General features: G+C 58.6%; 26 protein-coding genes and 2 riboswitches. Of the genes, 7 read left to right on the top strand and 19 right to left on the bottom strand.

Translation table 11 applies throughout. From position 1 onward, the window contains the following. Positions 1-47 precede the first annotated feature (47 nt). The 14 genes from FMN52_RS18045 to FMN52_RS17980 form a co-directional block, all read right to left on the bottom strand. The gene (locus FMN52_RS18045; RefSeq protein WP_240339537.1) at positions 48-647 is read right to left on the bottom strand and encodes a trimeric intracellular cation channel family protein; all 600 of its coding nucleotides are present in this window, start codon (positions 645-647) and stop codon (positions 48-50) included. A gap of 40 nt (positions 648-687) precedes the next feature. Next, a riboswitch (glycine riboswitch) is annotated at positions 688-786 on the bottom strand. Position 787: 1 nt separating this feature from the next. Then, positions 788-873: riboswitch (glycine riboswitch) on the bottom strand. A 35-nt stretch (positions 874-908) separates the two neighbouring features. Continuing rightward, positions 909-2,255: an NADP-specific glutamate dehydrogenase gene (gene gdhA, locus FMN52_RS18040; RefSeq protein ID WP_148610003.1), complete on the bottom strand. Its 1,347-nt coding sequence runs from the start codon at positions 2,253-2,255 to the stop codon at positions 909-911. A 13-nt stretch (positions 2,256-2,268) separates the two neighbouring features. Continuing rightward, entirely contained in the window at positions 2,269-2,655 is a 387-nt protein-coding gene (gene rnk, locus FMN52_RS18035; RefSeq protein WP_148610002.1) for a nucleoside diphosphate kinase regulator, read from the bottom strand. A 312-nt stretch (positions 2,656-2,967) separates the two neighbouring features. Further along, positions 2,968-3,495: a cyclic nucleotide-binding domain-containing protein gene (locus tag FMN52_RS18030; RefSeq protein ID WP_148610001.1), complete on the bottom strand. Its 528-nt coding sequence runs from the start codon at positions 3,493-3,495 to the stop codon at positions 2,968-2,970. Between the two features lie 93 nt (positions 3,496-3,588). Next, on the bottom strand, positions 3,589-4,815 hold the full coding sequence (gene codA, locus FMN52_RS18025; protein WP_148610000.1) for a cytosine deaminase: 1,227 nt from the start codon (positions 4,813-4,815) through the stop codon (positions 3,589-3,591). A gap of 52 nt (positions 4,816-4,867) precedes the next feature. Then, the gene (locus tag FMN52_RS18020) at positions 4,868-6,046 is read right to left on the bottom strand and encodes a benzoate/H(+) symporter BenE family transporter (protein ID WP_148609999.1); all 1,179 of its coding nucleotides are present in this window, start codon (positions 6,044-6,046) and stop codon (positions 4,868-4,870) included. Between the two features lie 118 nt (positions 6,047-6,164). Next, on the bottom strand, positions 6,165-7,511 hold the full coding sequence (locus FMN52_RS18015) for an MFS transporter (protein WP_148609998.1): 1,347 nt from the start codon (positions 7,509-7,511) through the stop codon (positions 6,165-6,167). A 59-nt stretch (positions 7,512-7,570) separates the two neighbouring features. Next, positions 7,571-8,350, bottom strand: a complete 780-nt coding sequence (gene benD / locus FMN52_RS18010; RefSeq protein WP_148609997.1) for a benzoate diol dehydrogenase BenD — start codon at positions 8,348-8,350, stop codon at positions 7,571-7,573. Further along, the gene (benC, locus tag FMN52_RS18005) at positions 8,347-9,375 is read right to left on the bottom strand and encodes a benzoate 1,2-dioxygenase electron transfer component BenC (RefSeq protein WP_148609996.1); all 1,029 of its coding nucleotides are present in this window, start codon (positions 9,373-9,375) and stop codon (positions 8,347-8,349) included. The genes benD and benC overlap by 4 nt, the downstream gene beginning before the upstream one ends. A 20-nt stretch (positions 9,376-9,395) precedes the next feature. Further along, positions 9,396-9,887: a benzoate 1,2-dioxygenase small subunit gene (gene benB / locus FMN52_RS18000; protein WP_148609995.1), complete on the bottom strand. Its 492-nt coding sequence runs from the start codon at positions 9,885-9,887 to the stop codon at positions 9,396-9,398. Beyond that, positions 9,884-11,269: a Rieske 2Fe-2S domain-containing protein gene (locus tag FMN52_RS17995; RefSeq protein ID WP_148609994.1), complete on the bottom strand. Its 1,386-nt coding sequence runs from the start codon at positions 11,267-11,269 to the stop codon at positions 9,884-9,886. Before FMN52_RS17995 ends, benB begins: the two co-directional genes overlap by 4 nt. A gap of 12 nt (positions 11,270-11,281) precedes the next feature. Further along, entirely contained in the window at positions 11,282-12,223 is a 942-nt protein-coding gene (catA, locus tag FMN52_RS17990; RefSeq protein ID WP_148609993.1) for a catechol 1,2-dioxygenase, read from the bottom strand. Between the two features lie 71 nt (positions 12,224-12,294). Further along, on the bottom strand, positions 12,295-12,585 hold the full coding sequence (gene catC, locus FMN52_RS17985) for a muconolactone Delta-isomerase (RefSeq protein ID WP_148609992.1): 291 nt from the start codon (positions 12,583-12,585) through the stop codon (positions 12,295-12,297). A 35-nt stretch (positions 12,586-12,620) separates the two neighbouring features. After that, positions 12,621-13,742, bottom strand: a complete 1,122-nt coding sequence (locus tag FMN52_RS17980) for a muconate/chloromuconate family cycloisomerase (protein ID WP_148609991.1) — start codon at positions 13,740-13,742, stop codon at positions 12,621-12,623. A gap of 106 nt (positions 13,743-13,848) precedes the next feature. On the opposite strand from FMN52_RS17980, the gene FMN52_RS17975 reads away from it, so the two are divergent. Continuing rightward, complete coding sequence (locus FMN52_RS17975; RefSeq protein ID WP_148609990.1) at positions 13,849-14,751, top strand: LysR family transcriptional regulator; 903 nt, start codon at positions 13,849-13,851, stop codon at positions 14,749-14,751. Positions 14,752-14,849: 98 nt separating this feature from the next. On the opposite strand, the gene FMN52_RS17970 is transcribed toward FMN52_RS17975, so the two are convergent. After that, the gene (locus FMN52_RS17970; protein ID WP_148609989.1) at positions 14,850-15,629 is read right to left on the bottom strand and encodes an IclR family transcriptional regulator C-terminal domain-containing protein; all 780 of its coding nucleotides are present in this window, start codon (positions 15,627-15,629) and stop codon (positions 14,850-14,852) included. A 198-nt stretch (positions 15,630-15,827) separates the two neighbouring features. Between FMN52_RS17970 and FMN52_RS17965 the strand changes: the two genes are divergently transcribed. Genes FMN52_RS17965 through FMN52_RS17950 form a run of 4 tightly spaced genes read left to right on the top strand, consistent with a single transcriptional unit; the run spans position 15,828 to position 19,445 of the window. Further along, the gene (locus FMN52_RS17965; RefSeq protein WP_148609988.1) at positions 15,828-16,643 is read left to right on the top strand and encodes a CoA transferase subunit A; all 816 of its coding nucleotides are present in this window, start codon (positions 15,828-15,830) and stop codon (positions 16,641-16,643) included. Further along, on the top strand, positions 16,643-17,431 hold the full coding sequence (locus tag FMN52_RS17960; protein ID WP_148609987.1) for a CoA-transferase subunit beta: 789 nt from the start codon (positions 16,643-16,645) through the stop codon (positions 17,429-17,431). The genes FMN52_RS17965 and FMN52_RS17960 overlap by 1 nt, the downstream gene beginning before the upstream one ends. An 8-nt stretch (positions 17,432-17,439) precedes the next feature. After that, positions 17,440-18,642, top strand: coding sequence for a 3-oxoadipyl-CoA thiolase (gene pcaF / locus FMN52_RS17955; protein WP_148609986.1), 1,203 nt, complete (start codon positions 17,440-17,442; stop codon positions 18,640-18,642). Between the two features lie 14 nt (positions 18,643-18,656). Next, positions 18,657-19,445: an alpha/beta fold hydrolase gene (locus FMN52_RS17950; RefSeq protein ID WP_148609985.1), complete on the top strand. Its 789-nt coding sequence runs from the start codon at positions 18,657-18,659 to the stop codon at positions 19,443-19,445. A 41-nt stretch (positions 19,446-19,486) separates the two neighbouring features. On the opposite strand, the gene FMN52_RS17945 is transcribed toward FMN52_RS17950, so the two are convergent. The 4 genes from FMN52_RS17945 to FMN52_RS17930 are packed head-to-tail and all read right to left on the bottom strand — an operon-like array spanning position 19,487 to position 23,871. Next, positions 19,487-20,668 carry an acyl-CoA dehydrogenase gene (locus FMN52_RS17945; protein ID WP_053113905.1) on the bottom strand — a complete coding sequence of 394 codons (1,182 nt, stop codon included), beginning with the start codon at positions 20,666-20,668 and terminating at the stop codon, positions 19,487-19,489. 42 nt (positions 20,669-20,710) lie between these two features. Then, entirely contained in the window at positions 20,711-21,865 is a 1,155-nt protein-coding gene (locus FMN52_RS17940; protein WP_148609984.1) for an acyl-CoA dehydrogenase, read from the bottom strand. Between the two features lie 9 nt (positions 21,866-21,874). Beyond that, the gene (locus FMN52_RS17935) at positions 21,875-23,071 is read right to left on the bottom strand and encodes an acyl-CoA dehydrogenase family protein (RefSeq protein WP_148609983.1); all 1,197 of its coding nucleotides are present in this window, start codon (positions 23,069-23,071) and stop codon (positions 21,875-21,877) included. Between the two features lie 23 nt (positions 23,072-23,094). Then, complete coding sequence (locus tag FMN52_RS17930) at positions 23,095-23,871, bottom strand: enoyl-CoA hydratase (protein WP_148609982.1); 777 nt, start codon at positions 23,869-23,871, stop codon at positions 23,095-23,097. Positions 23,872-24,086: 215 nt separating this feature from the next. Between FMN52_RS17930 and FMN52_RS17925 the strand changes: the two genes are divergently transcribed. Together FMN52_RS17925 and FMN52_RS17920 are read left to right on the top strand one after the other, a co-directional pair. Further along, complete coding sequence (locus tag FMN52_RS17925) at positions 24,087-25,751, top strand: AMP-binding protein (protein WP_148609981.1); 1,665 nt, start codon at positions 24,087-24,089, stop codon at positions 25,749-25,751. Positions 25,752-25,786: 35 nt separating this feature from the next. Continuing rightward, complete coding sequence (locus FMN52_RS17920) at positions 25,787-26,554, top strand: SDR family oxidoreductase (RefSeq protein WP_148609980.1); 768 nt, start codon at positions 25,787-25,789, stop codon at positions 26,552-26,554. The last annotated feature ends 2 nt before the right edge of the window (positions 26,555-26,556 follow it).

Raw genomic sequence — 26,556 nt, 5'->3', positions numbered from 1 at the left:
CCATACCTAATTACTCCATTTTTTGCACACAAGAAGCCGAGGTCCCATCACTCCCAGCGGGCCTGGGAATAGCTGAACACTGGCAGCGACAAACGCCAGCGAATGGCGGCCATACGGAGCAGGAGACCCAAGCTGAATGCGGCAAGTAGGGTCACGCTCTCATTCACTCCCTGACGAAGCAGGGTCAGGTACAGAAAAGCGACCACCAGTGAAACACTGGCGTATAGTTCATGACGCAATACCTGTGGGGTCCGGTTGCACATGATGTCGCGGATGATACCGCCAAAAATGCCGGTGGTGATGCCGGCCATCACAACAACGACCGTGTCATAGCCCAGCTCAAGGGCAACATTGCAACCAATAACCGTGAAGGCCGCGAGGCCTAAGGCATCCAGCACCAGAAACAGCTGATGAAGGTGGCGCATAAAGCGGGCGATCACGATCGTTACCAGTCCGCCCGTGATGGTCATGTAGATATAGCGTGGGTGCTGGGTCCAGGTAACAGGAAAATTACCCAGGAGAATGTCCCGGACAGTTCCGCCACCCAAGGCAGTGAAAAACGCAATAACGGCGACACCAAAGAGATCCATATTTCTCCGCCCGGCGGCGAGTGCGCCCGACATGGCCTCGGCGGTAATGGCAATCATATATATAGAGATGAGCACAGAGGACTCCTGAGTTTCTGCGGCCTCTCCCCCTGTCCCTGATACCTGAGAGTTTACAGAGCCCGGCTCTGCTTGCCCCTTCGGTGGACTGCGTTGGCAGTCGCTCTCCAGACGGCTTTGAACGGTGCCTCGCAGTACCTTTGCCTGAGCGTTTATGGGAGTTTGCGCCTTCGGCGGGGCCAGGGGCCCTCTCTCCTGCGAGAACACATGAGTATAAAAACTTAAGAAGCTGGCGCGCAGGTGTTAAATCACCCCAAACGCCAACATCGCATCAGCCACACGGCAGAACCCTGTTGTGTTTGCGCCAAACACATAGTCTCCTGGCCGGCCGTATTCTTCCGCGGTTTCAAAACAGGAGCGGTGAATTTCGGTCATGATGTCCTTCAGGCGCTGCTCGCTGTAATCAAAACTCCAGGAATCCCGGGAGGCGTTCTGTTGCATTTCCAGAGCACTGGTTGCGACGCCACCGGCATTGGCGGCTTTTGCAGGACCAAACAGGATGCCAGCCTCGCGGAATAACTTCACTGCATCGGGCATGCACGGCATATTGGCACCCTCGGCGACGGCCAGGACGCCATTACGAATCAACGCTTTCGCGTCTGAGTTTGTCAGTTCGTTCTGTGTTGCGCATGGAAGGGCCACTTTGCAGGGCACCTCCCAAATAGATGCTCCGGAAACAAAATCACTGCCATTCTGACGACGAGCCGCATAATCACTGATTCGACCACGTTCGGTTTCCTTGATCTGCCGAACCAGCGCAACGTCGATGCCGGCCGGGTCATAAACGTAACCACTCGAATCGGAACAGGCGACCACCTTGCCTCCGAACTGCTGGACCTTTTCCATCGCGTAGATTGCAACGTTTCCGGAACCGGAGACCACCACGTCTTTGTCCTCAAGGTCTACACCCTGAGCCGCCAGCATCTCACGGACAAAATACACCGTCCCGTACCCCGTCGCTTCCTTGCGGACGCGGGCGCCGCCCCATCCAAGCCCCTTCCCGGTCAGCACTCCGGATTCATACCGATTGGTAAGGCGTTTGTATTGGCCGAACAGGAAACCAAGCTCCCTGGCTCCAACGCCGATATCGCCTGCTGGCACGTCGGTATACTCACCAATGTGCCGATAAAGTTCGGTCATAAAGGATTGGCAAAACCGCATGATCTCGTTGTCAGATCGCCCTTTGGGGTCAAAGTCCGAACCACCTTTGCCTCCGCCAATCGGCATGCCGGTCAGGGAATTCTTGAATATCTGCTCGAAACCGAGAAACTTCACCACGCCCAGATTCACGGAAGGGTGAAATCGCAAGCCCCCTTTGTAGGGTCCAAGAGCCGAGTTAAATTCAACCCTGAATCCACGGTTGATCTGCACTGCCCCGGAGTCATCCACCCACGGCACCCGGAAAATGATTTGCCGCTCGGGTTCACAAATGCGCTCAAGCAGCTTCGCTTCCTTGTACTCGGGATGTTTCTCGATGACTGGCGATAGTGATTCCAGGACCTCCAACACTGCTTGGTGAAACTCAGGTTCCGCTGGATTTCTAAGGACGATCTGCTCGTACAGCTCGCCAAGGGTGCCTGTTTGATTCATGCGTTTTCCTTGTTCAGTTTGCTTGAGTTACTTCAATGATTTTCAGACGAAGCTGCTTCTTGCCGGCGAATGGCCAATCAATACGGTCCCCTACCCTAAGACCCAGGAGGGCGGCACCCGCTGGAGCCAGAACGGACACACATTCCTCGTCTGCCTCTCGCTGACTCGGGTAAACGAGCCTCATCGTGTACTCCGCGTCGTTACTTTCATTTTTAAAATGGACCAAGGAGTTCATGGTGACGGTGCCGGTAGGCAGATTCGCGGCATCAACCAGAGTTGCTCTATCAAGCTCGAGCGCAAGCGCCTGGGCAGCTTCATTGCCATGTGACTGTTTCTCCAACATGGCGGATAAACGATCAAAATCCTGTTCCAACACATAAATAGCTGGACGTTCAGACATACCGATTCCTTGAGGCTTGAAAGCCAAGAATAAGTTAAAGGATGTGTTCAGAGGGTCTCGCCGAATTCGACGATTCTTCGACGAATTCAGCGAAAGGAATGGCGAATACGGCGCAGCCCGGCAGCTAGAAGTGCTACCGTTGAGTAGAGAGAGTGAATGACATGAACACCGGTTTTCATTTAAAAGTTCAGTGGCCCCAAAAATAATGTTAGGAAGCTAAATTAGCTCAGTTTACGAAGAAAAGAAACGATCAAAATGTCTGATATCCGCGTCCTCAAAAATCCCATGAAATTACTCATATTGCGGGCCAGCTTATCTGGAGCGATACGAGAACGGCGCCGAATACATCCGATGCAATTGCTCATCCTGTTCCGCCAACACGCTCGCCATGGTAATGATGGATCTGGCCATACCACGAACAAGGTTCAGGAGCATCAGACCAAAGGCATCCGGTTCTTGTTGGTGGAAATCAAGGAACTGGACACAGCTGATTTCCAGAACAACCGATACTTCATCGGCTCTGGTACTGGCAGGCCGATCTGCCAACGCAATCATGGGGACAAAGCCCACGTCGTCACCCGGCTCGTGAGAGCGGGCAAGGGTCATGCCGCCATCTTTCCTTGGCATCCAGGTACCAACTCTGCCGCTGAGCACAATGTAGAATGCCTCGCTTCGGTCGCCAACAGAGTAAAGCGAGTCGCCGGGACTAAGGCTAAGCACGCGCCCCTCTTCCAGGAGCTTTTTTATAACCGCGTCGGGCATGGCACCAAAGCTGGAAAGCTCCCGAAAAAACTCTGGGCCTTGCTTCTGCCAATACGCTAAGGAATCTATCTTGCGCATGGAGTCATCACCGGGTTACGAAACGTGCTTACAGTATAGTCCGGTCTCCACAGCTCGAGTCTATCCTGGCGGCCGATACCAGAACTCGAAGGGTTAAAGCCGCTTCACCAAAACCCGCCCATCACGTACCGACGCCAGCACAGGCAGCTGCCCCGACAGAACCTCGTACGGCGATTGGCCATTCAACACAACACAACGAGCCGGAAGACCCTCCTCAATACCATACTCTTTCAGATCCAGCGCCGCGGCACCGTTGTCGGTGATCAGCTCCAGAGACCGGTCAATCCAGCCCATACCCAGCATGTGGCAGGCGTGCAGGCCGACATCAAGGGTCCGAAGCATGTTGCCGTTCCCCAATGGGTACCAGGGATCACGAATGGAATCCTGGCCGAAGGCTACCTTAAGTCCCGCATCCAACAGCTCCGGAACACGGGTCAGGCCACGACGTTTCGGATAACCATCGAACCGTCCCTGCAGGTGCAGGCTTTCGGTGGGCATCGAAAGAAAACGCAGACCGGATTTCTTCAACAACCGGAACAGCCGACTACAGTAATGATCGTTGTAGGAGCCCATGGCACAGGTATGGCTGGCAGTAACCCGGGAGCCATAATCAAGCTTGAGCGCCTCGGCAGCGAGCACTTCCAGGAAGCGGGACTCGGGGTCATCGATCTCGTCGCAATGCACGTCCACCAAAAGGTCATTTTTGTGGGCCAACGCCACCAGCCATTGGACCGACTCAACGCCGTAATCCCGGGTGAATTCGAAATGTGGAATGCCACCGACCACGTCGGCGCCGAGGCGCACGGCTTCCTCCATCAGCTCCTTACCCTTCGGAAATGACCAGAGACCTTCCTGGGGAAATGCCACGATTTGGAGATCCACGGTTTCAGCCATGCGCTTACGCACCTCAAGCATGGCCTTCAGGCCCGTCAGCTTGGGGTCTGTGACGTCCACATGGGTGCGAACATGCTGAATCCCGTTATCAGCGAACAGCTTCAGCGTCTGCTCCGCCCGGCTGATCACATCATCATGAGTCAGGCTGGCTTTGCGCTCGGACCAGCATTCAATACCCTCAAACAGGGTACCGCTTTGGTTCCATCGGGGCTGACCTGCGGTCATGGCCGCATCAAGATGGATGTGTGGCTCAACGAACGGCGGAACAACCAGGTTACCGCCGGCATCCAGCTGGTTGCCTGAACCTCCTTCCGGCGCCTTCTGAGCCGTGATTTCACTGAATCGGCCTTCGGCAATTACCAGCCGGAACAAGCCTTCTTGTCCCTGCAATCGCGCATTAACGATGGCATTCAGACTTTGATTCATAACATCTCCTTGCATGTATTCATGCTTATCAGATTCTTCGTTCGGATCCCGCTTACCTGGGTTTGGCTGGGCCGGCCCGTGTGATTGCATGGCATCCGAAACCAATCACCACTCCCCAGAAGGCAGAGGACAATCCGAACAGCGACAGCCCGGAAGCGGTCACGATAAACGTAATCAATGACGCCTCCCGTTGGCCTGCGTCTTCCAGCGCCGCAAACAGGTTATTTGCAATCGCCCCCAGCAGAGCCAGGCCGGCCAGTACCGCAACAAAGGCTGCAGGCAAAGAGGTGAAGAGCGCCACGATCGTGCCGGCAAACAGCCCACCGACCAGATAGAACACGCCATTGAACACGCCGGCGACGTAACGTTTCATGGGATCTTCATGAGCATCCTTGCCGGTGCAGATCGCAGCGGTAATGGCGGCAACCACCGTCGTGATCCCACCGAACAATGCCATCGGCAGCGATACCAGGCTCGACACGGCAATCACCGGTTTGGCCTTCACCCTGTACCCGGCTCCCCGCAGAATCGCCATGCCTGGCAGAAACTGCCCCGTCAGGCTGACCAGCACCAAAGGTATAGCCAGGCTCAGGGTGGAACCAAGGTTCCATTCCGGGGTGATGAACTGGGGGACAGCCATGCTCAACCGAACACCGGCCAGAGATGCATCCTCAAGCACCACCGCCAGTACTATCCCGACAATCAGAAGCAGGACCAGCGTGTATTTCGGCACCAGCCGGCGGAACACCACGTAAGCCAGCAGCATGCCTATCGCCAGCGTCGGCGTGGATTCGATAGCCGCAAAGGCACCGACCCCGAACTGGAAAAGGATCCCGGCCATCATCCCGGCGGCCACACCTTTTGGAATGGCCCTGACAAACGCATCGAACGTGCCCGAAACACCGATGACAAAGATAATCACGGCGGCGGTGATATAGGCACCTACTGCCTCGTTTAATGACAACTCCGGGAACAGGGTTACCAGAAGCGCCGTTCCCGGAGCCGACCAGGCAGTCACAATCGGTGCCTTGAGCCACAGCGACAGCAGGATTCCCGAAACCGCCGCGCCCATTGAAATAGCCCAGACCCAGGAGGTCATCATCTGGGTTGATATCTCCGCCGCCGCGCCGGCCTGGAAAAAGATGGCCAGCGGCCCGGCGTACGAAACCAGCACCGCCAGGAAACCAGCCGCAACGGCGGATAACGACATGTCTCGGAAAAGCTGCGGCATGCTCAATTCCTTCTCATCTGATCTTCGGGAACGGAAAAAAGCCCCGGACACTCACGCGCCGGGGCAAACGAGGGGTTCGACTGACAGTCTCCCTCAGGGGTGCATCAACGCTCCACAATCAATTAGTCGGGGCCAGTGCCGTTTCCGCCTCCGACTGAACAGGCTTCTCACTGAACCGCCGGCCCACCAGCGCAATGGCGACGGTGGCAATAGCGCCCGGTATGGCCAGCGCCAGGAAGTTCACATGGTGCGGCAGGGCCAGAGCCAGCAAGGTTCCACCGAGCATGGGGCCGACAATGGCGCCGTTGCGACCGATTCCCGAAGCCCAGCCCAACCCGGTAGACCTTATGCTGGTTGGGTAGTACTGGGCCACGTAGGCGTACAGCAGGATCTGCGATCCAATGGTCGTGGCGCCGGCGATTCCCATCAGGGTGTAGAGAACCCACATTGGGTTTTCATAGCCCAGGGTGATCAGCGACCCTGAGCCCAGGATGAAAAAGCTCACCAGAACAGATCGCAGTGAAAAACGGTCGGCCAACCAGCCACCGCCAACCGCGCCGACAATGGCCCCGATGTTCAGCACCATCAGGAACATCAGGCTGGAATCGAGCGGGTAACCGGCCGCGGACATCAGTTTCGGCAACCAGGAGCCAAGTGCGTACACCATCAACAAGCAGTTAAAGAAGGCCACCCAGAACATCAGCGTGCTCATGGCACGGCCACCCCGGAACAGTTCCAGCACCGGCGCCTTGCTTTCTGTGGTCGGCGGAACAACGAGGACGTCCTGCTCGTTAATAGCTTTGAAAGGCGCCACCTGGCAAAGAATGTTCCGCGCCTCGCCCTCCCGCTTCTGGGCCATCAGGAATGCCACCGACTCAGGCAGGTATTTGATCATCAGGGGCAGAAGCAACATCGGCACAATGGCAAGATAGAACATGATCTCCCATCCGAAATTGGGCACGATCCAGATACCCAGGCCTGCCGACATCATTCCGCCCACGGCGTAGCCGCTGAACATGAGCGCCACGAGCGTGCTGCGTTTGCGGGCAGGCGAATACTCGCTCATCAGCGACACCACGTTGGGCATAACACCGCCTATTCCCAGGCCGGCAATAAACCGGAGGATGCCGAACTGCCAGGCGTTGGTGGCAAAGCCGTTGATGACCGTGGTCAGACTGAACAGGACCACGCACATCAGGATAACTTTCTTGCGGCCCCACTTGTCGGACAGCATCCCAAAGCCCATGGCACCAAACATCATGCCGAACAGGGCACTGCTGCCCAGCAAACCAGCCACGTACGGATTGAGGTTCCACTGGTCCATTAACAGCGGCAGAACCACGCCATAAATCACCAGGTCATAACCGTCGAAAATTATGATCAGGGTGCACCAGAAGAGCACCTTCCAGTGGAACTTGTTGAATGCTGCGTTATCGATAACGTCGTTGACGTCTATGTTTCTCATTGGTCTGTTTCTCCGAATACTGTTGTTGTTGTCGGGAGTTCCGATCAATCTTTTTTGCGTTAACCGCAGTCGCCGCCGGCCACGGGCAGGATGGTTCCGGTCATGTAGCTGGCCGCATCCGAGGCCAGAAACAGGATCGGCTCCGCCTGCTCATCCAGGGTTCCGTAACGGTGCATGAAACTGCTGGTATTGGTCTGGTCGATCAGGGTCTGGTACCAGGCCTTCTCCTGCTCGCCCTGTTCATCCGTGTTGCGTGGGGTCAGCCGGGGCGGCGCTTCGGTGCCGCCTGGCGCGGTCGCGTTCACCCGAATACCAAGCTCGGCATACTCGAAGGCCATGTTCACGGTCATGGCGTTGACCCCGCCCTTGGCGGCGCCATAGGGCACCCGCATCAGGCCCCGAGTAGCCACCGAAGACACGTTCACAATGGCGCCGCTCTTCTGTTCCACCATGTAAGGCAGCACTGCGCGGCAACACCACAGAGTCGGGAACAGGGAGCGCTGGATTTCCTTCTGGATCTGTTCGGGCTGGTACTGCTCGAACGGCTGGGCCCAGATGGTGCCCCCGACGTTGTTGATCAGGATGTCGATGCGGCCATACTGCTTATGGGCCTTGGCCATCACCGTTTCCGCGCCTTCCCAGGTTTCCAGGTTTGCCTGCACGGCCAGGGCTTCCATGCCCTGGTCGCGCAGTTCAGCGGCAACGCCCTGCACGTAGTCAGCAATGTCCACCAGAACCAGGCGGGCACCTTCGGCGGCGGCCAGTTCAGCCACCCGCCGGCCAATGCCTTGTGCCGCACCGGTGACCACCATCACCTTGTTGGCGAAACGCGGGCTCATGCCACCTTATCCTCGGCGGCCGGGACACTCGGGGTGAACTTCTCGTAGTGGAACGAGTTCGGTTCAATACCCTGCTCACGGAAGTAGCCCAGCACGGCGTCCACCATCGGAGGCGGCCCACAGAGGTAGACATCCACATCGCCGTCGTTCACTGGCGCGTCATCCATATGCTGGGTCACATAACCCTTACGCGGATGAGTGCTTTCCTCGCCAGCCACCACGGTGATGTAGGTGAAGTTATCCAGCTCCTCGGCAAAACGATCCAGGATATCGAGGCACACCAGATCTTCATCATTGGTCACGCCATAGATGAGGTGCGTCGGCAGATCACAACCGTTGGCCTTCATATGCTCGAGCTTGGCCAGAAAAGGCGCGAGTCCAGTGCCGCCCGCCAACATGAGTACCGGGCGTTCGATCGGGCGGAGGTAGAAACTGCCCATGGGACCGGTCAGGGTGACCTTGTCACCGGTGCGGGCCTTACCCACCAGCCAGGAACTCATCAGTCCGCCCGGCACATTGCGGATCAGGAAACTCAGGTCCCGACTGCCGGGTTTTGAGCTGAATGAATAGGCCCGCGTCTGGTCGGTGCCCGGCACCTGAATGTTCACGTACTGCCCGGGCAGGAAGGCGATGTCATCGTCCGCCGTGATCTTGAGCTCGATCGAGGTGGGCGAAATCAGGTTTACCTCGGCGACAGTGCCGGTCACTTCTGCGTTTCCGGTCTTGCACATGGTGGACGCAACCGGCACCTCCACCACACAGTCGCTGGAGGGCACCATCTGACAGGTCAGAACCATGCCCTGCTCGGCTTCCTCGTCGGACAGTGCCTCGTCGATGTACTCGTCACCCATGTCGAATTCACCCTGGCGGCAAGCGCCCTTGCAGGTGCCGCATACGCCATCGGAGCAGTCCATGGGCAGATTGATCTGCGCACGGTAAGCGGCATCGAGAACCGTTTCGCCTTCGTTGCAGGACACGAATCGGGTAACGCCGTCTTCAAAATTGAGTGCAATGTTGTAACTCATGATGATGCTCTCCCCATCAATTACAGGTGGTAGATATCAATCACCTGATTGATGTAATCGTTTTTCAGAACCACCTTCTTCTCGGTGATCAGCGGTTGCTCGCCACTGCAATCCAGGGTGTAGAAAGACACACCGAAGAACGACTGGGTTTTGTGGTAGCGGTGGCTGTTGGTCTGCCAGTTGAAACGCAGCTTCACGGTGTCGCCGTCGCGCTCCAGAATTTCGAGGTTACTGGCCAGGTGTACCGTGCGCGGCTCCGGAATGGAGCTGGCGCCGGAACGCTCGGTCTTGAGCCGGTATACGCGATCTTCCAGGCCGTTGCGGTTCGGGTAGTAGATCAGCGAGATCTCGGTCTGCGGATCTTCGGTCAACTCGTCGTTGTCGTCCCAGGCCGGCATCCAGTAGGTGACGTCCTCGTGGTAGCACTTGAGCCATTCGTCCCATTCCCGGTCATCCAGCAGGCGGGCTTCCCGGTAGACAAAGGCCTGAATCTGTTCGAAGGTCATGCTCATTGGGAGGCCTCCTCTGACGAAACGGTAGAAAGAGAAATGAAACGCGCACGCTCGGTTTCGACAGCCTTGGTCATCTCCTCCACCCAATGCTGGTGGTGCGTCACGTACAGGCCCTCATCCTCCGGCTTGGCACCGCTGAGAATCGGTTTCAGGTTGATGCGCTTGGCCCAGTCATCCGCACCTTCAATCCAGTGCTGGGCGCCACGACTCATGTCGTTCCACTTGACGCCCTTGGCGTAGTAGCCTTCCTGGCAGCCACGGAACTCTTCCAGATCGTCCGGGGTACCCATACCGGAGACGTTGAAGAAGTCTTCGTACTGGCGGATCCGTTTGGTGCGATCGGCCACCGGCTCACCTTTCGGAGCCCAGCAGTAAATGGTGATCTCGGTCTTGTTGACGTCGATCGGTCGCAACACCCGTATCTGGGTAGAGAACTGGTCCATCACGTACACATTCGGGTACAGGCACAGGTTCTTGGTGGTCCGCACGATAAAGTCAGCGCGCTCTTCACCCAGCTCCTTCTCCAGGCGTGGCAACTGGGCGTACACCGGGCGCACTTCCGGATTGGTCAGACGGGTCCACAGCATCATGTGGCCGTTCTCGAAGGAGTAGAAACCGCCCTCGTTGGACCAGCTCTTGGCATCAACCGCTTCGGTGCCACCCTTCTCGTAGTTGCGCTGGCCCATGGTGGACAGGTAGTTCCAGTGAACGGTGCTGACGTGGTAACCATCGGCGCCGTTCTCGGCAGTCAGCTTCCAGTTACCCTCGTAGGTATAGGTGGACGCACCCCGCAGGATCTCCAAGCCGTCTTCCGCCTGGTCGACAATGGCGTCGAGCACCTTGGTGGTTTCGCCCAGGTACTCCTCCAGCGGCAGAACATCTGAATTGAGGCTGCCAAACAGGAAACCGCGATAGTTTTCAAACTTCGGCAGTTGTTTCAGGTCGTGGGAACCGTCGACATTGAAGCTGTCCGGGTAACCGCCCTTCTTCTGGTCCTTGGCCTTCAGCAGCTTGCCATCGTTCTTGAAGGTCCAGCCGTGGAACGGGCAGGTAAAGGACGTCTTGTTGCCGCGCTTCTTGCGGCACAGGGTGGCACCCCGGTGGGTGCAGGTGTTCAGAATCGCCTTGAGCTCACCGTCCTTGGTCCGGGTGATGATCACCGGCTGACGACCCACCGTGGTGGTGTAATAGTCGCCCGGATTCTCGATCTGGCTCTCGTGGGCCAGGAAAATCCAGTTGCCTTCGAAGATGTGTTTCATCTCCAGCTCAAACAGTTCTTCGTCGGTGAAGATGCCGCGGTCACAGCGGTAGTGGCCGGTTTTCGGGTCGGCTTCCACCGCCCCGCGAATCTGCTTTTCAAGCCTGTCGAGTTGACGAGTCATGATGAATCCTCCTTACGCGGCTTCGCCTTCGAGAGCACGCTTGCGCTCATGGCGGGTTTGCAGCTCAGACTTGTCGGTAGACACCAGCTGGATGTTGAACTCCACCTCGGTGAACGGCTTGTTCAGGCCGAACTGCTCGGCTTTGGCGGGGTCTTCAATGCGATTGGCCTCAACCACCAGTTCTTCACGGGTCGCGAAGGCAAAGTCGTCATAGGTGTACTCGTCACCGGCCAGGTTGATCTGGGTGGTCAGGTGCTTGTAACCCGGCTTGGCAATAAAGAAATGGATATGCGCCGGACGGTTTCCATGGCGACCCAGCAGGTTCAGCAGCGCCTGGGTAGAACCCTCGGGCGGACAGCCATAACCGGACGGGATGATGGAACGGGCGGTGTAGCGACCGTTTTCGTCAGTCTTGATGCGACGACGCAGGTTGTATTCGCTCTGTGACTGGTCGAAGTAGGAGTAGGCACCCTTGGTGTCTGCGTGCCATACGTCGACAACCGCATTGGCCAATGGCTGGCCTTTTTCGTCCGTGACCTGGCCGGTCAGGATCATGGTCTCGGCAGACTCATCGGAGCCATCGTCCATGCGGGCAAAGCCTTCGCTCAGCGGCGCGCCGGCGACATAAAGCGGGCCCTCAATGGTTCTGGGAGTTCCGCCATCCAAGCCGGCCTGCTCATCTTCCGCGTCCATCCGGATGTCGAGGTACTTGTCCATACCCAGGCCCGGTGCCAGCAGCGCGGCCTCACCATTCGCGCCCAGATCACCCACATAGTAGACGGCTTGCCAGAACTCTTCGGGTGTCACGTCGAAGTCTTCAACGAGCTGGAAAATATCGTGCATGAGGCGGTGAACAATCTTCTTCACCCGCTCATTTCCAACGTCCTGGTTGAAGCCGGCAACTTTCTCCAGCAGGTCCTTTACTTCCGCAGTATTCATGGTCTTGACGGTCATGGTTGATCTCCTCGGTGCTCTTGTTTTTGTTGCTCAATTCATCTCATCAGTTGGCAACAGGGTTCTCGGATTTAGCGGTCGTCTTCGAGAATGGACGACGGGTGCCGGCACAGGGGCGCGACGGTGATATCCATGTAGGGAAACAGGGGCAGGTTGCTGATCAGCTCCTGCAGCTCGGCGTTGTCTTTCACATCGAAAATGCTGACGTTGGCGTAGCTGCCGGCCACCCGCCAAAGGTGACGCCACTTGCCCTGCTCCTGCAGGCCCTGGGCATAGGCTTTCTCCCGGGCCTTGATGTCTGCAGCCACCTCCGCTGGCATGTCGTGGGGGATGTTCACCTTCATCTCGACTTTGAACAGCATGTGCTTTCCTCCGTTTTGCGGAATGTCCCGGCGCCTCAGGCTTTCCGGCGATACTGGTTGAGTTTGTCTTCATCAATCTCGACACCCAGGCCCGGGCCCTGCGGCAAGTCGACACCGTTGCTGTGGAAATTGAGTGGCTTGACGACAATGTCGTCTTTCATCAGAAGGGGACCGAACATCTCGGTGCCCCATTGCAGGGTTTCCAGGGTGGACCAGGCGTGTAGCGCAGCAGCTGTGCCAATGGAGCCTTCCAGTAACGTGCCGCCGTAGAGCCCGATACCTGCGGCCTGAGCCACAGCGGCTTGCTCCAGAGCACGTGCAGGCCCACCGGCCTTGGCAATTTTCATGGCGACGGCACCAGCGAATCCGCTGGCTGCGAGGTTGTACATATCCTTGGCGTCGGCCACCGCTTCATCGGCCAGGATGGGCAGATGGAACTTCCCGGACAGACGCACCAGCGCCGCGTAATCCTTCATCGGGGTCGGCTGTTCTACCAGGTCGATACCAGCCGCCTGCAGCTCCGCCATACCTTTGGCAGCGGTGGCTTCGTCCCAGGCCTGGTTCACATCCACACGCACGCTGGTGCTCTCACCTAAGGCTTCCTTGATAGCCGCGACGTGACGAACGTCTTCCATCACCGGACGGGAACCGATCTTGAGTTTGAAATCGCAGTGGCGGCGGGTTTCGATCAGGCCGAGCGCCTCCTCGATATCCTTGTCGGTATCCCCACTGGCCAGGGTCCACAGCACCGGGAGGTGCTGGTGAATGGCACCGCCGAGCAAATCAGATACCGGACGTTTGAGCCGCTTGCCCTGCAGATCCAGCAGTGCGGTCTCGATGGCCGACTTGGCCAGGTTGTTACCGCGAGTTGAGCGGTTTAGCATTACCCTCAGGGTATTGATGTTGCCCGCGGGCTGGCCAATCAGTTGCGGTTTGAAATAGGTATCAATGGTAAGCTTTACACTTTCAGGGCTTTCCGGGCCGTAGGCCAGACCGCCAATTGTGGTCGCCTCACCCAGTCCCTCAAGACCGTTCGAGTCTTTCATCCGAACGATCACCATGCTCTGAACCCCCATGGTTGTCATGGATAGCTTGTGGGGGCGGATGGTCGGAATATCGACCAGGATCGCTTCAATGGACTGAATGGTGGCGGACATGTGCTCTCCGAATCGCAAGTAAAAAAACCTGTGATTCGAACAGTACGAAGTTTCAGTTATGTGAACCAATATTGATTAAGTAATAACCGATACCCTGGAGGTATGGATGGAGCTGCGACACTTGCGGTACTTCGTTGCCGTGGCAGAGGCAGGCAACCTGACCCGGGCGGCAGAAAAACTGTTTATTGCGCAACCACCGCTGACCCGGGCCATCAAACAGCTGGAAGAAGAGATAGGGGTGGAATTGTTTATCCGCAAACCCCGAGGGCTGGAGCTAACCACGGGCGGGGAATATTTTCTGGAGCAGGCCCAGCAGATTCTGGACAAAGTGGGCGCCACCGTTGAGGACACCCGCCGTATTGCCCAGCACCGGAAAACCATCTTTTCGATCGGCTTCGTCCCATCCGTGTTCTACGGGCAATTACCGCTGATGGTGCGCCGGCTGCGCCAGAACAAAAACCTGGAGATTGTCCTGCATGAGCTGAAAACCCGCGAGCAGGTGGAGGCGCTGAAGTCCGGCAAGATCGATATCGGCTTCGGCCGACTAAGAATCGAAGACCCTGGTGTGGAGCAGGAGAACCTATTTGATGAGCCGATCATCGCGGCCATTCCGGCCGGCCATCAACTAACCCGTCACCCGCCCTCCATGAAAGAGCTCTCGGAATGGCCGATGGTGACTTTCCCATCCGGTCCCGGTCCAAACTTCGCTGACATCACCCAGGGTCTGTTTCACCGTCGCGGCCTGAAAATTCATGTCAGCCAGCAGGTCAACGACCTTCAGACAGCGCTGTCTCTGGTGGCATCGGATATGGGGTTTACGCTGGTTCCTGAACAGGTCCGAAAGCTAAACCGTGAGGGCGTGGAATACATGCCACTGGAGGACAACAACATCACCACCCCGGTGATCGCCTCACGCCGGCGCGGAGAGAATCCGAATGCCGTTATGCGGCTGGCCAATACTATTCTGGGAGAGCTGGTGGAAAACCGGCTGACGGGGCGTTATCCGTAACGGTCTCGTCGGATTACGAGCCTGACGGCTCTAATCCGACCTACGCGGACACATTCAGTTCAGTAGGTCGGATTAGGCGCAGCCGTAATCCGACAAGGTCATCGGGTTGTTTGCCGCACCGCTTCAGCCGCTTCCTGCAACCGCGGCAGGTAAACCTTCATCAAAGTCTCCATATCCACCCGCGCGGCATTGGTGCTGATATTGATCGCGCCAAGCAGTTCACCACTGCCGGCAAACACCGGCACCGCTGCAGAGCGCAACCCCGAATCCAGCTCCTGGTCGACAATGGAGTAGCCCTGCTCACGAGCCTGGTCGATGGCGCAGCGCAGCGCAGCTTTGTCGATAACCGATGACTCGGTGAAACGCTCCAGCCGGATGCGGTCCAGAAACGCAGCCAGCTCCGATTCCGGTAGCTGTGCCAGCAACACCCGCCCCATGGACGTGTAGGCCGCAGGCAAGCGGGTACCCACCGAGAGGGTAATCGCCATCAGCCGATGCCGCGCCGCCGAGCGCACCACGTAAACCACGTCGTCGCCATCCAACACCGCCAGGGAAGAGGATTCACCAAGCTCGGCAGTGATGTCTTCCAGGTATTGTTGAATCACCGCCCGATACTGGTTCGACGCCTGATAGGCGTAGCCCAGCTGCAGCACCCGAGGCGTCAGCTCGAACTGGCGGCCGGTACGCTTCACGAAACCCAGAGCGTGCAGGGTCAGCAGAAATCGACGAGCCTTCGCCCGATCCATGTCGGTCCTGGCGGCCACTTCACTGAGCGTCATGCGCGGATGCTCACCATCAAACGCCTGCAACACGTCCAGCCCGGAGGCCAGCGCCCCCACGTAATCCCGGTCTCCCGGCTTGAGAATCTGTTCGTCCATTCCGGCTCCTTCAGCGCCTCGGCAAGTCGATGTCAGCGCATGGTATCAGCTAGTTCGCAGTCCGAACATCCGTGCATTTTTATCAACTGGTGAAAATTTGTACTTGACGACCGAAAACCAATCGCGCCATTATGTTCGCATATTAAACTTATGTTCGTATATCGAACTTATCAACCGAAACACGATGGAGACCCTGCGATGGCTGAATTTCTCTCTCTCCAGGAAGCGGTAAGCAAACACATCAACAACGGCGACACCGTTGCGATGGAAGGCTTTACCCACCTGATTCCGTTTGCCGCTGGCCACGAAATCATCCGGCAGGAGAAACGTGACCTGACCCTGATCCGCATGACCCCGGATCTGATCTACGACCAGATGATTGGTGCAGGCTGCGCGAAGAAACTGATTTTCTCATGGGGTGGGAATCCGGGCGTGGGCTCCCTGCACCGTCTGCGGGATGCCGTTGAGAAAGGCTGGCCTCACCAGATCGAGATCCTTGAACACAGCCACGCCGCCATGGCCAATGCCTACGAAGCCGGTGCTGCCGGTCTGCCGTTAGCCGTGCTGCGCGGTTACGTGGGCAGCGACCTGCCCAAGGTTAATGACCAGATCAAATTCATCGAGTGCCCGTTCACCGGTGAGCGCCTCGCTGCCGTGCCCTCTGTTCGCCCGGATGTCGCCGTGATCCATGCCCAGCGGGCCGACCGCAAAGGCAATGTCCTGATCGAAGGCATAGTCGGCATTCAGAAGGAAGTGGTACTGGCCGCCAAACGCAGCATTGTGACCGTGGAAGAGATTGTCGATGACCTCGGCGCATCGGTGAACGCGTGCGTGCTGCCATCCTGGGCCGTCACCGCCATCGCCGAGGCTCCCAAGGGCGCCGCGCCCTCCTACGCTCTGGGCTATTACGACCGGGATAACGCTTTCTACAAGGACTGGGATGGCATTGCCCGTGACCGCGACACCTTCCAGGCCTGGCTGCAAGACAACGTATTCGAAAAAGGAGCTGCGTGATGAGCTTTGAATTTACCTCTTCCGAAATGATGAGCGTCACGGCTGCCCGCGCGCTGACTAATGACATGACCTGTTTCGTCGGCATCGGCCTGCCCAGTGAGGCGGCCAACCTCGCACGTCTGACCCACGCTCCGGATGTGACCCTGATCTATGAATCCGGCACCCTGCAGACCAAGCCGGACGTGCTGCCACTGTCCATCGGTGACGGCGAGCTGTGCGAGTCTGCCCTGACGACGGTTTCCGTACCCGAGATGTTCCGGTACTGGCTACAGGGTGGCCACATCAGTGTTGGCTTTCTGGGCACCGCCCAGATCGACCGTTACGCCAACCTGAATACCACCCTGATCGGTGACTACCGCGAACCGAAAGTCCGCCTGCCCGGCGGCGGTGGCGCACCCGAAATTGCCACCAACGCGAAAGAAGTGTTCATTACCGTGAAACACTCCAAGCGCACCTTCGTGAAAGACGTGGACTTCGTGACTACCGTCGGCTTCGGCCGTGACGGCAAAGCCCGGGACAATGTCCCCAACATCGGCCGCGGCCCCACTGTGGTCATTACCGATCTGTGCATCCTCAAGCCGGATCCGGAGACCAAGGAACTCGTGGTCACCTCCCTGCACCCGAACGTGACCCGGGAGGCCGTGATCGAGGCCACCGGCTGGGAGATCCGCTTCGCGGACCAGCTGGAAACCACCCCAGAACCCACTACCAGAGAACTGGAAGTGCTTCGGGATTTGAAAGCACGTACAAGCGCCCATCACTCTTCAACTCAATCCGGCCAACAGTGAGGCAAGATATGACAGACGTATTTATTTGCCATCCCCGCCGCTCGGCCATCGGCCGCTTCGGCGGCACCCTGGCCAGCGTTCGCCCGGACGACCTGGCCGCCCACATCTTCAAGGCCGTGCTTGAGCAGGCTTCAGAACTGGACCCGGCCGCCATCGACGAAGTGATCATGGGCAACGCCAACCAGGCCGGCGAAGACAACCGCAACGTGGCCCGCATGTCCGCATTGCTGGCCGGTCTACCCACCTCCGTACCGGGCACCACCCTCAACCGGCTGTGTGGTTCCGGCATGGACGCCGTAGGCACGGCCTTTCGCGCCATCCGCGCCGGTGAAATGGATCTGGTTCTGGCCGGCGGCGTGGAGTCCATGTCCCGTGCCCCGTACGTGATGGGCAAGGCCGACAGCGCCTTCTCAAGAAGCCAGAAAATTGAAGACACCACCATCGGTTGGCGTTTTGTGAACCCGCTGATGAAGCAACAGTACGGCATCGACTCCATGCCGGAAACGGCCGAGAACGTCGCGGAAAAATTCAGCATTTCCCGGGAAGATCAGGATCTGTTCGCATTCCGCTCCCAGCAGAAAACTGCCCGGGCGCAACAGGAAGGCGTCTTTGCCGAAGAGATCGTGCCGGTGTCGATTCCGCGCCGCAAGCAGGACCCGCTCGTATTCGACACCGACGAACATCCCCGCGAGAGCACGCTGGAGAAACTTGCTGCCCTGCCCACGCCCTTCCATAACAACGGTAGTGTGACTGCAGGCAATGCTTCCGGCGTGAACGACGGCGCCGCCGCCATGCTGGTAGCCAGTGAAGCCGCAGTGACGCAGCAGGGCCTCAAGCCCATGGCAAAAATCCTCGGCATGGCCACAGCCGGCGTGGAGCCGCGCATCATGGGCATCGGCCCGGTGCCCGCAGTCCGAAAACTGTTGGAAAAGCAGAACATCAGCATCGCCGACATCGACGTGATCGAACTTAACGAAGCCTTTGCCGCCCAGGGCCTGGCGGTCCTTCGTGAGCTCGGCATTGCTGATGACGATCCCCGGGTGAACCCGAACGGCGGCGCCATTGCCCTTGGCCACCCGCTGGGCATGTCTGGCGCCCGCCTGCTGATGACCGCCGCCCACCAACTGCAGCGCACCGGTGGCCGTTACGCCCTGTGCACCATGTGTGTGGGTGTGGGCCAAGGTATTGCTACACTTATCGAGCGGGTCTGACCCAAGGAGTTTTCATGTCATTTCTGAACCATAACGGTCGCACCATCTGCTACCGCCTGCTCGGCGACAGCGAGAAGCCCCTGCTAGTGCTGGCCCACCCGCTGGGCATGACCCAGGGCGTCTGGGACGACATGCTGCCGGCCCTGCTGGGCAAATTCCGGGTCCTGACCTGGGACCTGCCCGGCCACGGTGCCAGCAGCGCCTGGCCGGAGGACGCCGGGAAAATCACCCCCAATGACCTGGCCCGGGAAGCACTCACCCTCGCCCAGATCGCCGGTGCCAAGGCCTTCCACTTCACCGGGACCTCCATCGGCGGTGTGATCGGCCAGCAGCTGGTTTCCGAGTACAGCGACAATCTGATTTCGGCCACGCTGACCAACACGGGCGCCATCATTGGCACCGTGGAAGCCTGGAATCTGCGTGCCTCCAACGTCCGAGATAAGGGCCTTGCCGCCATGGCCGGAGAGATTGTGCCACGCTGGTTCGGTCCAGCAGCCTGCAAGGAACAAACGGCTCTGCTTGATGGATGGAAGGTCATCATGGGGCGTGGAGACGACCACAGTTATGCCCTTCTGTGTGAAATGCTGGGTAAAGCCGATTTCAGGGAAAAGCTGAAGGACCGCCATGTTCCGGCTCTCCTGGTTGGTGGCTCAGAGGATGCAGCAACACCACCGGAGTCACTGAAAGCCCTGGCGCAATTCAGTCATTCCCCGGATCCGCTAATTCTGGAAGGCATTGGCCACGTGCCATCGGTCGAGTGTCCGGCGCTATTTGCCGATCTGTTGCTCAAACATCTGGGCTGACTGAAAGGGGCCAATACCTCTATTGGCCCCTGCACAAATAATCAAAAGAACGCCTGAATCCCGGTCTGGGCTCGACCCAGAATCAGGGCGTGAACATCGTGGGTGCCTTCATAGGTGTTCACCACTTCCAGATTCACCAGGTGTCGCGCCACCCCGAATTCATCACTTATGCCGTTACCCCCGAGCATATCCCTGGCCAGGCGGGCAACATCCAGAGCCTTGCCGCAGGAATTGCGCTTCATGATGGAAGTGATCTCGACGGCAGCCGTGCCCTCATCCTTCATCCGACCAAGACGCAGGCAGCCTTGCAGGGCCAGGGTGATGTCGGTCTGCATGTCTGCCAGCTTTTTCTGGATCAGCTGGTTGGCGGCCAGCGGCCGACCGAACTGCTTGCGGTCCAGCACATACTGGCGAGCCGTGTGCCAGCAATCTTCAGCGGCACCCAGAGCACCCCAGGAAATACCGTAGCGAGCGGAGTTCAGGCAGGTGAACGGCCCCTTCAGCCCTCGCACGTCCGGGAAGGCATTTTCTTCCGGCACAAAGACGCCGTCCATCACGATTTCACCAGTGATCGAGGCCCGCAACCCTACCTTGCCGTGAATGGCCGGGGCACTCAGGCCCTCCCAGCCCTTCTCCAGAACAAAGCCGCGAATTGCGCCGTCGTCGTCCTTGGCCCAGACCACGAACACGTCAGCGATCGGGCTGTTAGTGATCCACATCTTGCTGCCGGTCAGGCGGTAACCGCCGTCCACCTTGCGGGCGCGGGTCGCCATGTTGCCGGGATCAGAGCCATGGTCTGGTTCGGTCAACCCGAAACACCCAATCCATTCTCCGGAAGCGAGTTTGGGCAGATACTTCTGACGGGTTTCCTCATTACCGAATTCGTAGATGGGCACCATCACCAGGGATGACTGCACACTCATCATGGACCGGTAACCGGAGTCCACCCGCTCCACCTCCCGAGCGATCAGGCCATAGCACACGTAGTTCAGGCCGCTACCGCCGTATTGTTCGGGAATGGTACATCCCAGCAGGCCGGTCTCGCCCATTTCCCGAAATATCTCCGGGTCGGTCTGTTCGTTGCGGAAGGCTTCGAGCACCCGGGGCCTGAGCTTGCTCTCGGCAAACTGACGAGCACTCTCGCGCACCATGCGCTCGTCTTCGGTCAGTTGCTGGTCCAGCAACAGCGGGTCTTCCCAGTTAAAACTTGCTTGGTTGGCCATGTTGGTTGTCTCCGTTTGTTGATCTTGTCTTGGGGCGGGTGGTCAGGCCACCTGCTGTGAAGCCTGCCGGGGCACTTCCAGCAGGGCCGAATACTGTCCGAGGTGGAAGTCGTCATCCCCGAACTGATGAGTCAGCATCACCAGGCGCTTGGCGTGGTGGGCCAGTGAATATTCCCAGGTCATACCAATACCGCCGTGCAACTGGACAGACTGCTCGGCAATCAGCTGCGACGCCCGGGCCACGGTGAACTTGGCAGCAGCAAGCCGTCGGCTGCGACTTTCCGAATCCGGGTCGTCTGCCACACAGGCTGCAAGAATGGTCATGGAGCGCGCCAGCTCGAGTTCGCCGCGCATTTCCGCCATCCGGTGCTGGAGCGCCTGAAAGCGGCCAATCGGTGAGCCGAACTGCTGGCGCGTTTTCAGATAGTCCAGAGTCAGCCGGAAGGCCTCCTCCATACTGCCCACCGCCTCGGCGCACTGCGCGGCAACCGCACGGCCACGCTGATAGGCCAGCGCAGGCGCGGCCTTACCCGCCGGCCCTAGCAGGCTGTCCGCCTCAACATAGACATCCGCCAGTGCAAGATCACAGGCCCTTGGGCCGTCTATGCAGGGGTAGCCGGTGCGCGAAACACCCTCAGCCGCCGGGTCCAGCAGAAACAGGCTTACGCCTTCACCATCACTCATCCGGGCAGTGACCAGAATGATGTGGGCAAGCTCGCCGCCGATCACTACCCGCTTGTGGCCGCTCAGACGCCAGCCCCGTTCACAGGGCACCGCCTGGCATTCAATCGCCTCTGGATGGTAGTGGCTACCTGCTTCCTCGTCGGCCACCGTCAACAGACGCTCGCCTGCCGCCACTGCCGGCAGAATCGACTGCCGCTGTTCGGCGGAACCCAGTTGCTCAACCAGGCCGGCAGCATAAATCTGGGAATGCAGGTACGGCTCAAGACACAGGCCCCGGCCGAGCTCCTTCATCACCAGCATGTTTTCCACGCCGGTGCCGCCAAAGCCTTCGTACTCGGCAGCGATGGGCACCGAGGTAATGCCCAGCTCTGACAACTGGCGCCAGAACTCCGGGCTGTAACCCCGGGGGCTTTGGTAAAATACTTCCCGCTGCTCAAAACTGTAGGTATTGCGGACCAGACGCTCGACCGTATCCGCCAGCATCTGTTGCTCTTCGTTCAGTTCAAAATTCATAGTCCCCTCCTACAGTTCCAGAACCAGCTTGGCGATGATGTTCTTCTGAATTTCGTTGGACCCGCCGTAGATAGACAGCTTGCGCAGATTAAAGTACTGGCTGGCCGGCGACGCGCTGTAATCCTGATACAACGGCTCGCCATGGAAGTCCGGTTCCAGCTCCGGTTCCAGGAACGGCAGCGCGTTCGGCCCCAGCGCCTTGCGCATCAGGTCTGTAATCGCCTGGCGGATCTCCGAACCCTGGATCTTCAGCAACGAGCTCTCCGCCCCTGGCACCCCACCATCGCGGGTGGCGGCCAGAATGCGAAGGGTGCTCATCTCCACCGCCATCAGGCGCATTTCCAACTCGGCGATCCGGGCGCGAAACAGGGGATCGTCAATCCTTGGTTGGCCGGCCACCGTCTCGGCACTGGCAATCTGTTTGAGGTGTGCCAGCGCCGCTTTTGACTGGCCGATACCGGCCTGGCCAGTGCGCTCGTGGGTGAGCAGATACTTGGCACAGGTCCAGCCCTTGTTCTCCTCACCAACCAGGTTTTCCACCGGCACCCGAACGTTGTCGAAGAACACCTCGTTGACCTCGTGTTCACCATCGAGGGTTATGATCGGGCGCACAGTAATGCCGGGCGTATCCATGTCGATCAGCAGGAAGGAGATGCCCTCCTGCTTCTTGGCGGAAGGATCGGTGCGAACCAGGCAGAAGATCCGGTTGGCATGTTGGCCCAGGGTGGTCCAGGTCTTTTGACCGTTGACTAGGTAATGATCGCCATCCCGCTCGGCGCGGGTTTTCAGGCTGGCCAGGTCGGAGCCGGCGCCGGGCTCGGAATAGCCCTGGCACCACCAGTCCTCGCTGCGCAGAATCCGCGGCAGGTAGTAATCCTTCTGGGTCTGGGTGCCGAACTTGATGATTACCGGTGCCACCATGTTGACGCCGAACGCCACCAATCTGGGCGCTCCAGCGGCGGCGCACTCTTCGTCAAAAATGTGCTTCTGCACCACAGACCAGCCGGTACCGCCATACTCTTCCGGCCAGTTCACCGCATACCAACCCTTCTGGTTAAGAATCTTCTGCCAGCGCTGATGATCCTCTTTGGCAAGTCGACGGCCCAGACGGACCTTCTCTGCAAGGCCGGCCGGCAGATTCTGTTCCAGAAACGCTCGCACCTCACTGCGGAAAGCCAGCTCTTCGGGGGTGAAATGAATATCCATAATCGCTCCTGAGCTTTTAAAGGTTACCGGTGCTTCCACTGGGGCTGACGTTTCTCGAGAAAAGCAGTCATACCCTCGTTGCGATCCTCGCTGGAGAAACTGGACCACAGCAGCCGGCGTTCGTATTCAACGCCCGCTCTCAAAGGGGTCTCGAACGCCTGATTGACCGCATCCTTGTTGATCATGGTGGCCATCTGCGAATAGCCGGCGATTTCCCCTGCTACCGCCATGGCCGTATCAAGCAGATCTTCAGCTGGCACGACCCGGCTGACCAGACCACTGCGCTCAGCTTCCTGCGCATCCATCATCCGACCGGTCAGGCACAGGTCCATGGTCTTGGCCTTGCCAATAGCCCTGGCCAGCCGCTGGGTACCACCGGCTCCGGGCAGGGTGCCAATCTTCACTTCCGGCTGGCCGAAGCGGGCGTTATCGGCGGCTATCAAGAGGTCACACATCATCGCCAGTTCACAGCCACCGCCGAGTGCCAGGCCGGCCACCGCGGCAATCACCGGTTTGCGACACCGGGTCACGGTTTCCCAATTGGCGGAGATGAAGCGCTCACGGTAGGCCCGGGAAAAGTCCAGAGCATGGACTTCGGCAATATCCGCGCCGGCGGCAAAGGTTTTCTCGTTGCCGGTAATGACAACGGCGCGGATGGCCTCATCCGCTTCCAGGACTTCCAGAGCGGAAGTCAGTTCGTTCATCAGCGCGTTGTTCAACGCGTTGTAGACCTTTGGTCGGTTGAGTCTGACCAGGGCCACAGCCTCGTGCTTTTCAAGCAATATGTTGCTGTACTCCATAACCATCTCCGCTAACAGATTTTTTCTTATTACTTCTTCATAAAAGCCATGGAAGCTTATTTGTCCAATTTCTAGAGGCTACACCCGAATATTTTTTAAGGCAACATGTTGACATATTATTTTGAAAAGGCGTATGTTGAATCTGACAAGGCAACGACCTGCTTATGCGGGCTGGCCACCCAACAAAAACAAACCGGACACAACAGGTGAATCAGATGGATACAGGCATCACTCTCAATCCGGAACGCCGTGACGCCATGCTGGAAAGCGGCGCCTGGAACGACAAACTCATTACCGACTACCTGGATCAGGCAGTCGCCAGCACTCCAGACCGGGAAGCCATCGTCGGCTACCAGGTCACCAGCGACACCCGCACCGCCCTCACTTATCGGCAACTCAATAACAAAGTCACCCGCATGGCGGCCGGCCTGGTGGCCCTGGGCATCGGCAAAGGTGAGGTGGTGGCCTGCCAGCTACCGAACTGGTGGCAGACCACCGCCCTGCATCTGGCCTGCATGCGCATCGGCGCGATTCTGAATCCGCTCATGCCTATTTTCCGGGAGCGGGAACTGCGCTTCATGCTCAAGCATGGCGAGGCCAAACTGCTGGTCATTCCAAAGGTCTTTCGTGGCTTTGACTACGAGGCCATGATTGACGGTATTCGGGGGGAGCTGCCGGATCTCGAAACCCTGCTGGTCATCGAGGGAGAGGGCGAGCGCAGCTTTGAACAACGTCTCACGGAGACCCCTTGGGAAGAAAAGCAAGACACCAGGGCCCTGTTTGCCGAGCGCCAACTCACCGCCGACGACGCCATCCAGATCCTCTACACTTCCGGCACCACCGGCGAGCCCAAGGGGGTCATGCACACCTCGAATACGCTGCTCTCCAACGTACGGCCCTATTCTGATCGACTGCATCTGACTTCCGATGACAAGGTATTGATGGCCTCTCCGGTCGCGCATCAGACCGGCTTTATGTACGGCATCATGATGCCGGTTTACCTGGGGACCACCGCCATCCTTCAGGACATCTGGGACGCCGAGTACGTCTGCAAGGTGATTGCGGCAGAGAAACCGGCCTTCACCATGGCGGCAACACCCTTCCTGGCCGACCTGGTGAAGACCGCACCAAGGCACGAAGGCGAACTGGATTCCCTGCGGATCTTCGTCTCCGCCGGCGCGCCGATCCCCAGTGCCGTGGTCGAACAAGCTGGCAAGGTGCTGAAGGCAAAGATTGTCTCAGCCTGGGGCATGACCGAAAACGGCGCTGTCACCATGACCTGCCCGGAAGATCCCGCCGAGCGGGCCAGCCAATCCGACGGCAAGGCCCTGCCCTTCATGGAAGTAAAAGTCACCGACTTCCAGGGCAACGAACTGCCTGCCGGTGAGGAAGGCAGCTTGCTGGTTCGGGGCTCCAGCCTGTTTGTTGGCTACCTCAAGCGACCCGAACTCTATGGCGTGGATGAAGGCGGTTGGTTCAATACCGGGGACCTTGCACGCATAGATAAAGACCGCTACATCCGCATCACCGGCCGTACCAAGGATGTGGTCATCCGGGGCGGTGAGAACATTCCGGTCGTGGAGGTGGAGAACCTGCTCTACAAGTTCCCCGGCATTGTCGATGTCGCCCTGGTGGGCTGCCCGGACGAACGCCTGGGTGAGCGCCTGTGCGCCTATGTCACCCTCGACGAGAACGCCACCGATCTGAACCTGGATCAGGTCAAGGCCTATCTGACCGAACAGCAACTGTCCAAAAACTACCTTCCCGAATACCTGGAAGTGATCGAGGCCATGCCTCGCACTGCATCCGGCAAGATCCAGAAATTCAAACTGCGAGAGCAGGCCAAAGAAGTTCGCCTGGAGCCGGCCAAGCGCGGTTAATCCCATTGATCTAACAGCTACAGGAGCAAGTCATCATGAGAGGCCTTAACGGAAAAACAGTCATCGTGACCGGTGGCGGGGGCGGCATTGGCCGCGCCGTGTGTCAGCGCTTTGCCGAGGAAGGCAGCGCTGTGGCCGTACTGGACCGTGATGAAAGCGCGGCCCAGGCCACGGCAGACCTGATTACCGAAGCCGGAGGCAAGGCAAAAGCTTACGCCGCCGACATTACCGATTACGCCGCGATTACTGACACCGTGGCCGCCATCGAAAACGATCTGGGCGTGCCCACGGTGCTGGTGAACAACGCCGGTTTCGACCGTTTCATGCCGTTCCTGAAAACCGAGCCGAAACTTTGGGACCAGCTGATTGCAGTGAACCTCACCGGTGCACTGAACATGCATCATGTGGTACTGCCAAAGATGATTGCCGCCGGTGGCGGCAAGGTCATCAACATTGCCTCCGACGCGGCCCGGGTCGGCTCCTCCGGCGAATCCGTCTACGCCGCCTGCAAGGCCGGCCTGGTGGGCTTCAGCAAAACCGTGGCCCGGGAACTGGCCACCAAGAACGTGTGCCTGAACGTGGTCTGTCCCGGCCCCACTGACACTGCACTACTCAAGGGCGTGGCGGAAACCGCCCCAAATCCGGAGAAGCTACTGGAAGCCTTCCGCAACGCGGTGCCCATGAAGCGCCTGGCCCAACCCGAAGACTACCCCGGCGTCATCGCCCTGCTCGCCAGTGACGATGCCAACTTCATCACCGGCCAGGTGATCAGCGTGTCCGGCGGCCTGACCATGGCCGGGTAAGC

Origin of the sequence: Marinobacter sp. BW6, assembly GCF_008107725.1 — a bacterium.
In the GTDB taxonomy this organism is placed as follows: Bacteria; Pseudomonadota; Gammaproteobacteria; order Pseudomonadales; family Oleiphilaceae; genus Marinobacter.
This window is presented reverse-complemented; position numbering and strand designations above follow the sequence as displayed.

Bases quoted from the DNA above. Each gene is read 5' to 3' on its own strand.
- FMN52_RS18015 (WP_148609998.1), bottom strand. From the start codon at position 7,511: ATGAGAAACATAGACGTCAACGACGTTATCGATAACGCAGCATTCAAC.
- FMN52_RS17950 (WP_148609985.1), top strand. From the start codon at position 18,657: ATGTCATTTCTGAACCATAACGGTCGCACCATCTGCTACCGCCTGCTC.
- benC (WP_148609996.1), bottom strand. From the start codon at position 9,375: ATGAGTTACAACATTGCACTCAATTTTGAAGACGGCGTTACCCGATTC.
- FMN52_RS18020 (WP_148609999.1), bottom strand. From the start codon at position 6,046: ATGCCGCAGCTTTTCCGAGACATGTCGTTATCCGCCGTTGCGGCTGGT.
- FMN52_RS17980 (WP_148609991.1), bottom strand. From the start codon at position 13,742: ATGTCCGCCACCATTCAGTCCATTGAAGCGATCCTGGTCGATATTCCG.
- FMN52_RS17960 (WP_148609987.1), top strand. From the start codon at position 16,643: ATGAGCTTTGAATTTACCTCTTCCGAAATGATGAGCGTCACGGCTGCC.
- rnk (WP_148610002.1), bottom strand. From the start codon at position 2,655: ATGTCTGAACGTCCAGCTATTTATGTGTTGGAACAGGATTTTGATCGT.
- FMN52_RS17935 (WP_148609983.1), bottom strand. From the start codon at position 23,071: ATGGATATTCATTTCACCCCCGAAGAGCTGGCTTTCCGCAGTGAGGTG.
- FMN52_RS18030 (WP_148610001.1), bottom strand. From the start codon at position 3,495: ATGCGCAAGATAGATTCCTTAGCGTATTGGCAGAAGCAAGGCCCAGAG.
- FMN52_RS17920 (WP_148609980.1), top strand. From the start codon at position 25,787: ATGAGAGGCCTTAACGGAAAAACAGTCATCGTGACCGGTGGCGGGGGC.
- FMN52_RS17930 (WP_148609982.1), bottom strand. From the start codon at position 23,871: ATGGAGTACAGCAACATATTGCTTGAAAAGCACGAGGCTGTGGCCCTG.
- benD (WP_148609997.1), bottom strand. From the start codon at position 8,350: ATGAGCCCGCGTTTCGCCAACAAGGTGATGGTGGTCACCGGTGCGGCA.
- FMN52_RS17995 (WP_148609994.1), bottom strand. From the start codon at position 11,269: ATGACTCGTCAACTCGACAGGCTTGAAAAGCAGATTCGCGGGGCGGTG.
- FMN52_RS17925 (WP_148609981.1), top strand. From the start codon at position 24,087: ATGGATACAGGCATCACTCTCAATCCGGAACGCCGTGACGCCATGCTG.
- FMN52_RS17965 (WP_148609988.1), top strand. From the start codon at position 15,828: ATGGCTGAATTTCTCTCTCTCCAGGAAGCGGTAAGCAAACACATCAAC.
- catC (WP_148609992.1), bottom strand. From the start codon at position 12,585: ATGCTGTTCAAAGTCGAGATGAAGGTGAACATCCCCCACGACATGCCA.
- FMN52_RS17945 (WP_053113905.1), bottom strand. From the start codon at position 20,668: ATGGCCAACCAAGCAAGTTTTAACTGGGAAGACCCGCTGTTGCTGGAC.
- pcaF (WP_148609986.1), top strand. From the start codon at position 17,440: ATGACAGACGTATTTATTTGCCATCCCCGCCGCTCGGCCATCGGCCGC.
- FMN52_RS17940 (WP_148609984.1), bottom strand. From the start codon at position 21,865: ATGAATTTTGAACTGAACGAAGAGCAACAGATGCTGGCGGATACGGTC.
- FMN52_RS17970 (WP_148609989.1), bottom strand. From the start codon at position 15,629: ATGGACGAACAGATTCTCAAGCCGGGAGACCGGGATTACGTGGGGGCG.
- benB (WP_148609995.1), bottom strand. From the start codon at position 9,887: ATGAGCATGACCTTCGAACAGATTCAGGCCTTTGTCTACCGGGAAGCC.
- gdhA (WP_148610003.1), bottom strand. From the start codon at position 2,255: ATGAATCAAACAGGCACCCTTGGCGAGCTGTACGAGCAGATCGTCCTT.
- FMN52_RS18045 (WP_240339537.1), bottom strand. From the start codon at position 647: ATGATTGCCATTACCGCCGAGGCCATGTCGGGCGCACTCGCCGCCGGG.
- catA (WP_148609993.1), bottom strand. From the start codon at position 12,223: ATGACCGTCAAGACCATGAATACTGCGGAAGTAAAGGACCTGCTGGAG.
- FMN52_RS17975 (WP_148609990.1), top strand. From the start codon at position 13,849: ATGGAGCTGCGACACTTGCGGTACTTCGTTGCCGTGGCAGAGGCAGGC.
- codA (WP_148610000.1), bottom strand. From the start codon at position 4,815: ATGAATCAAAGTCTGAATGCCATCGTTAATGCGCGATTGCAGGGACAA.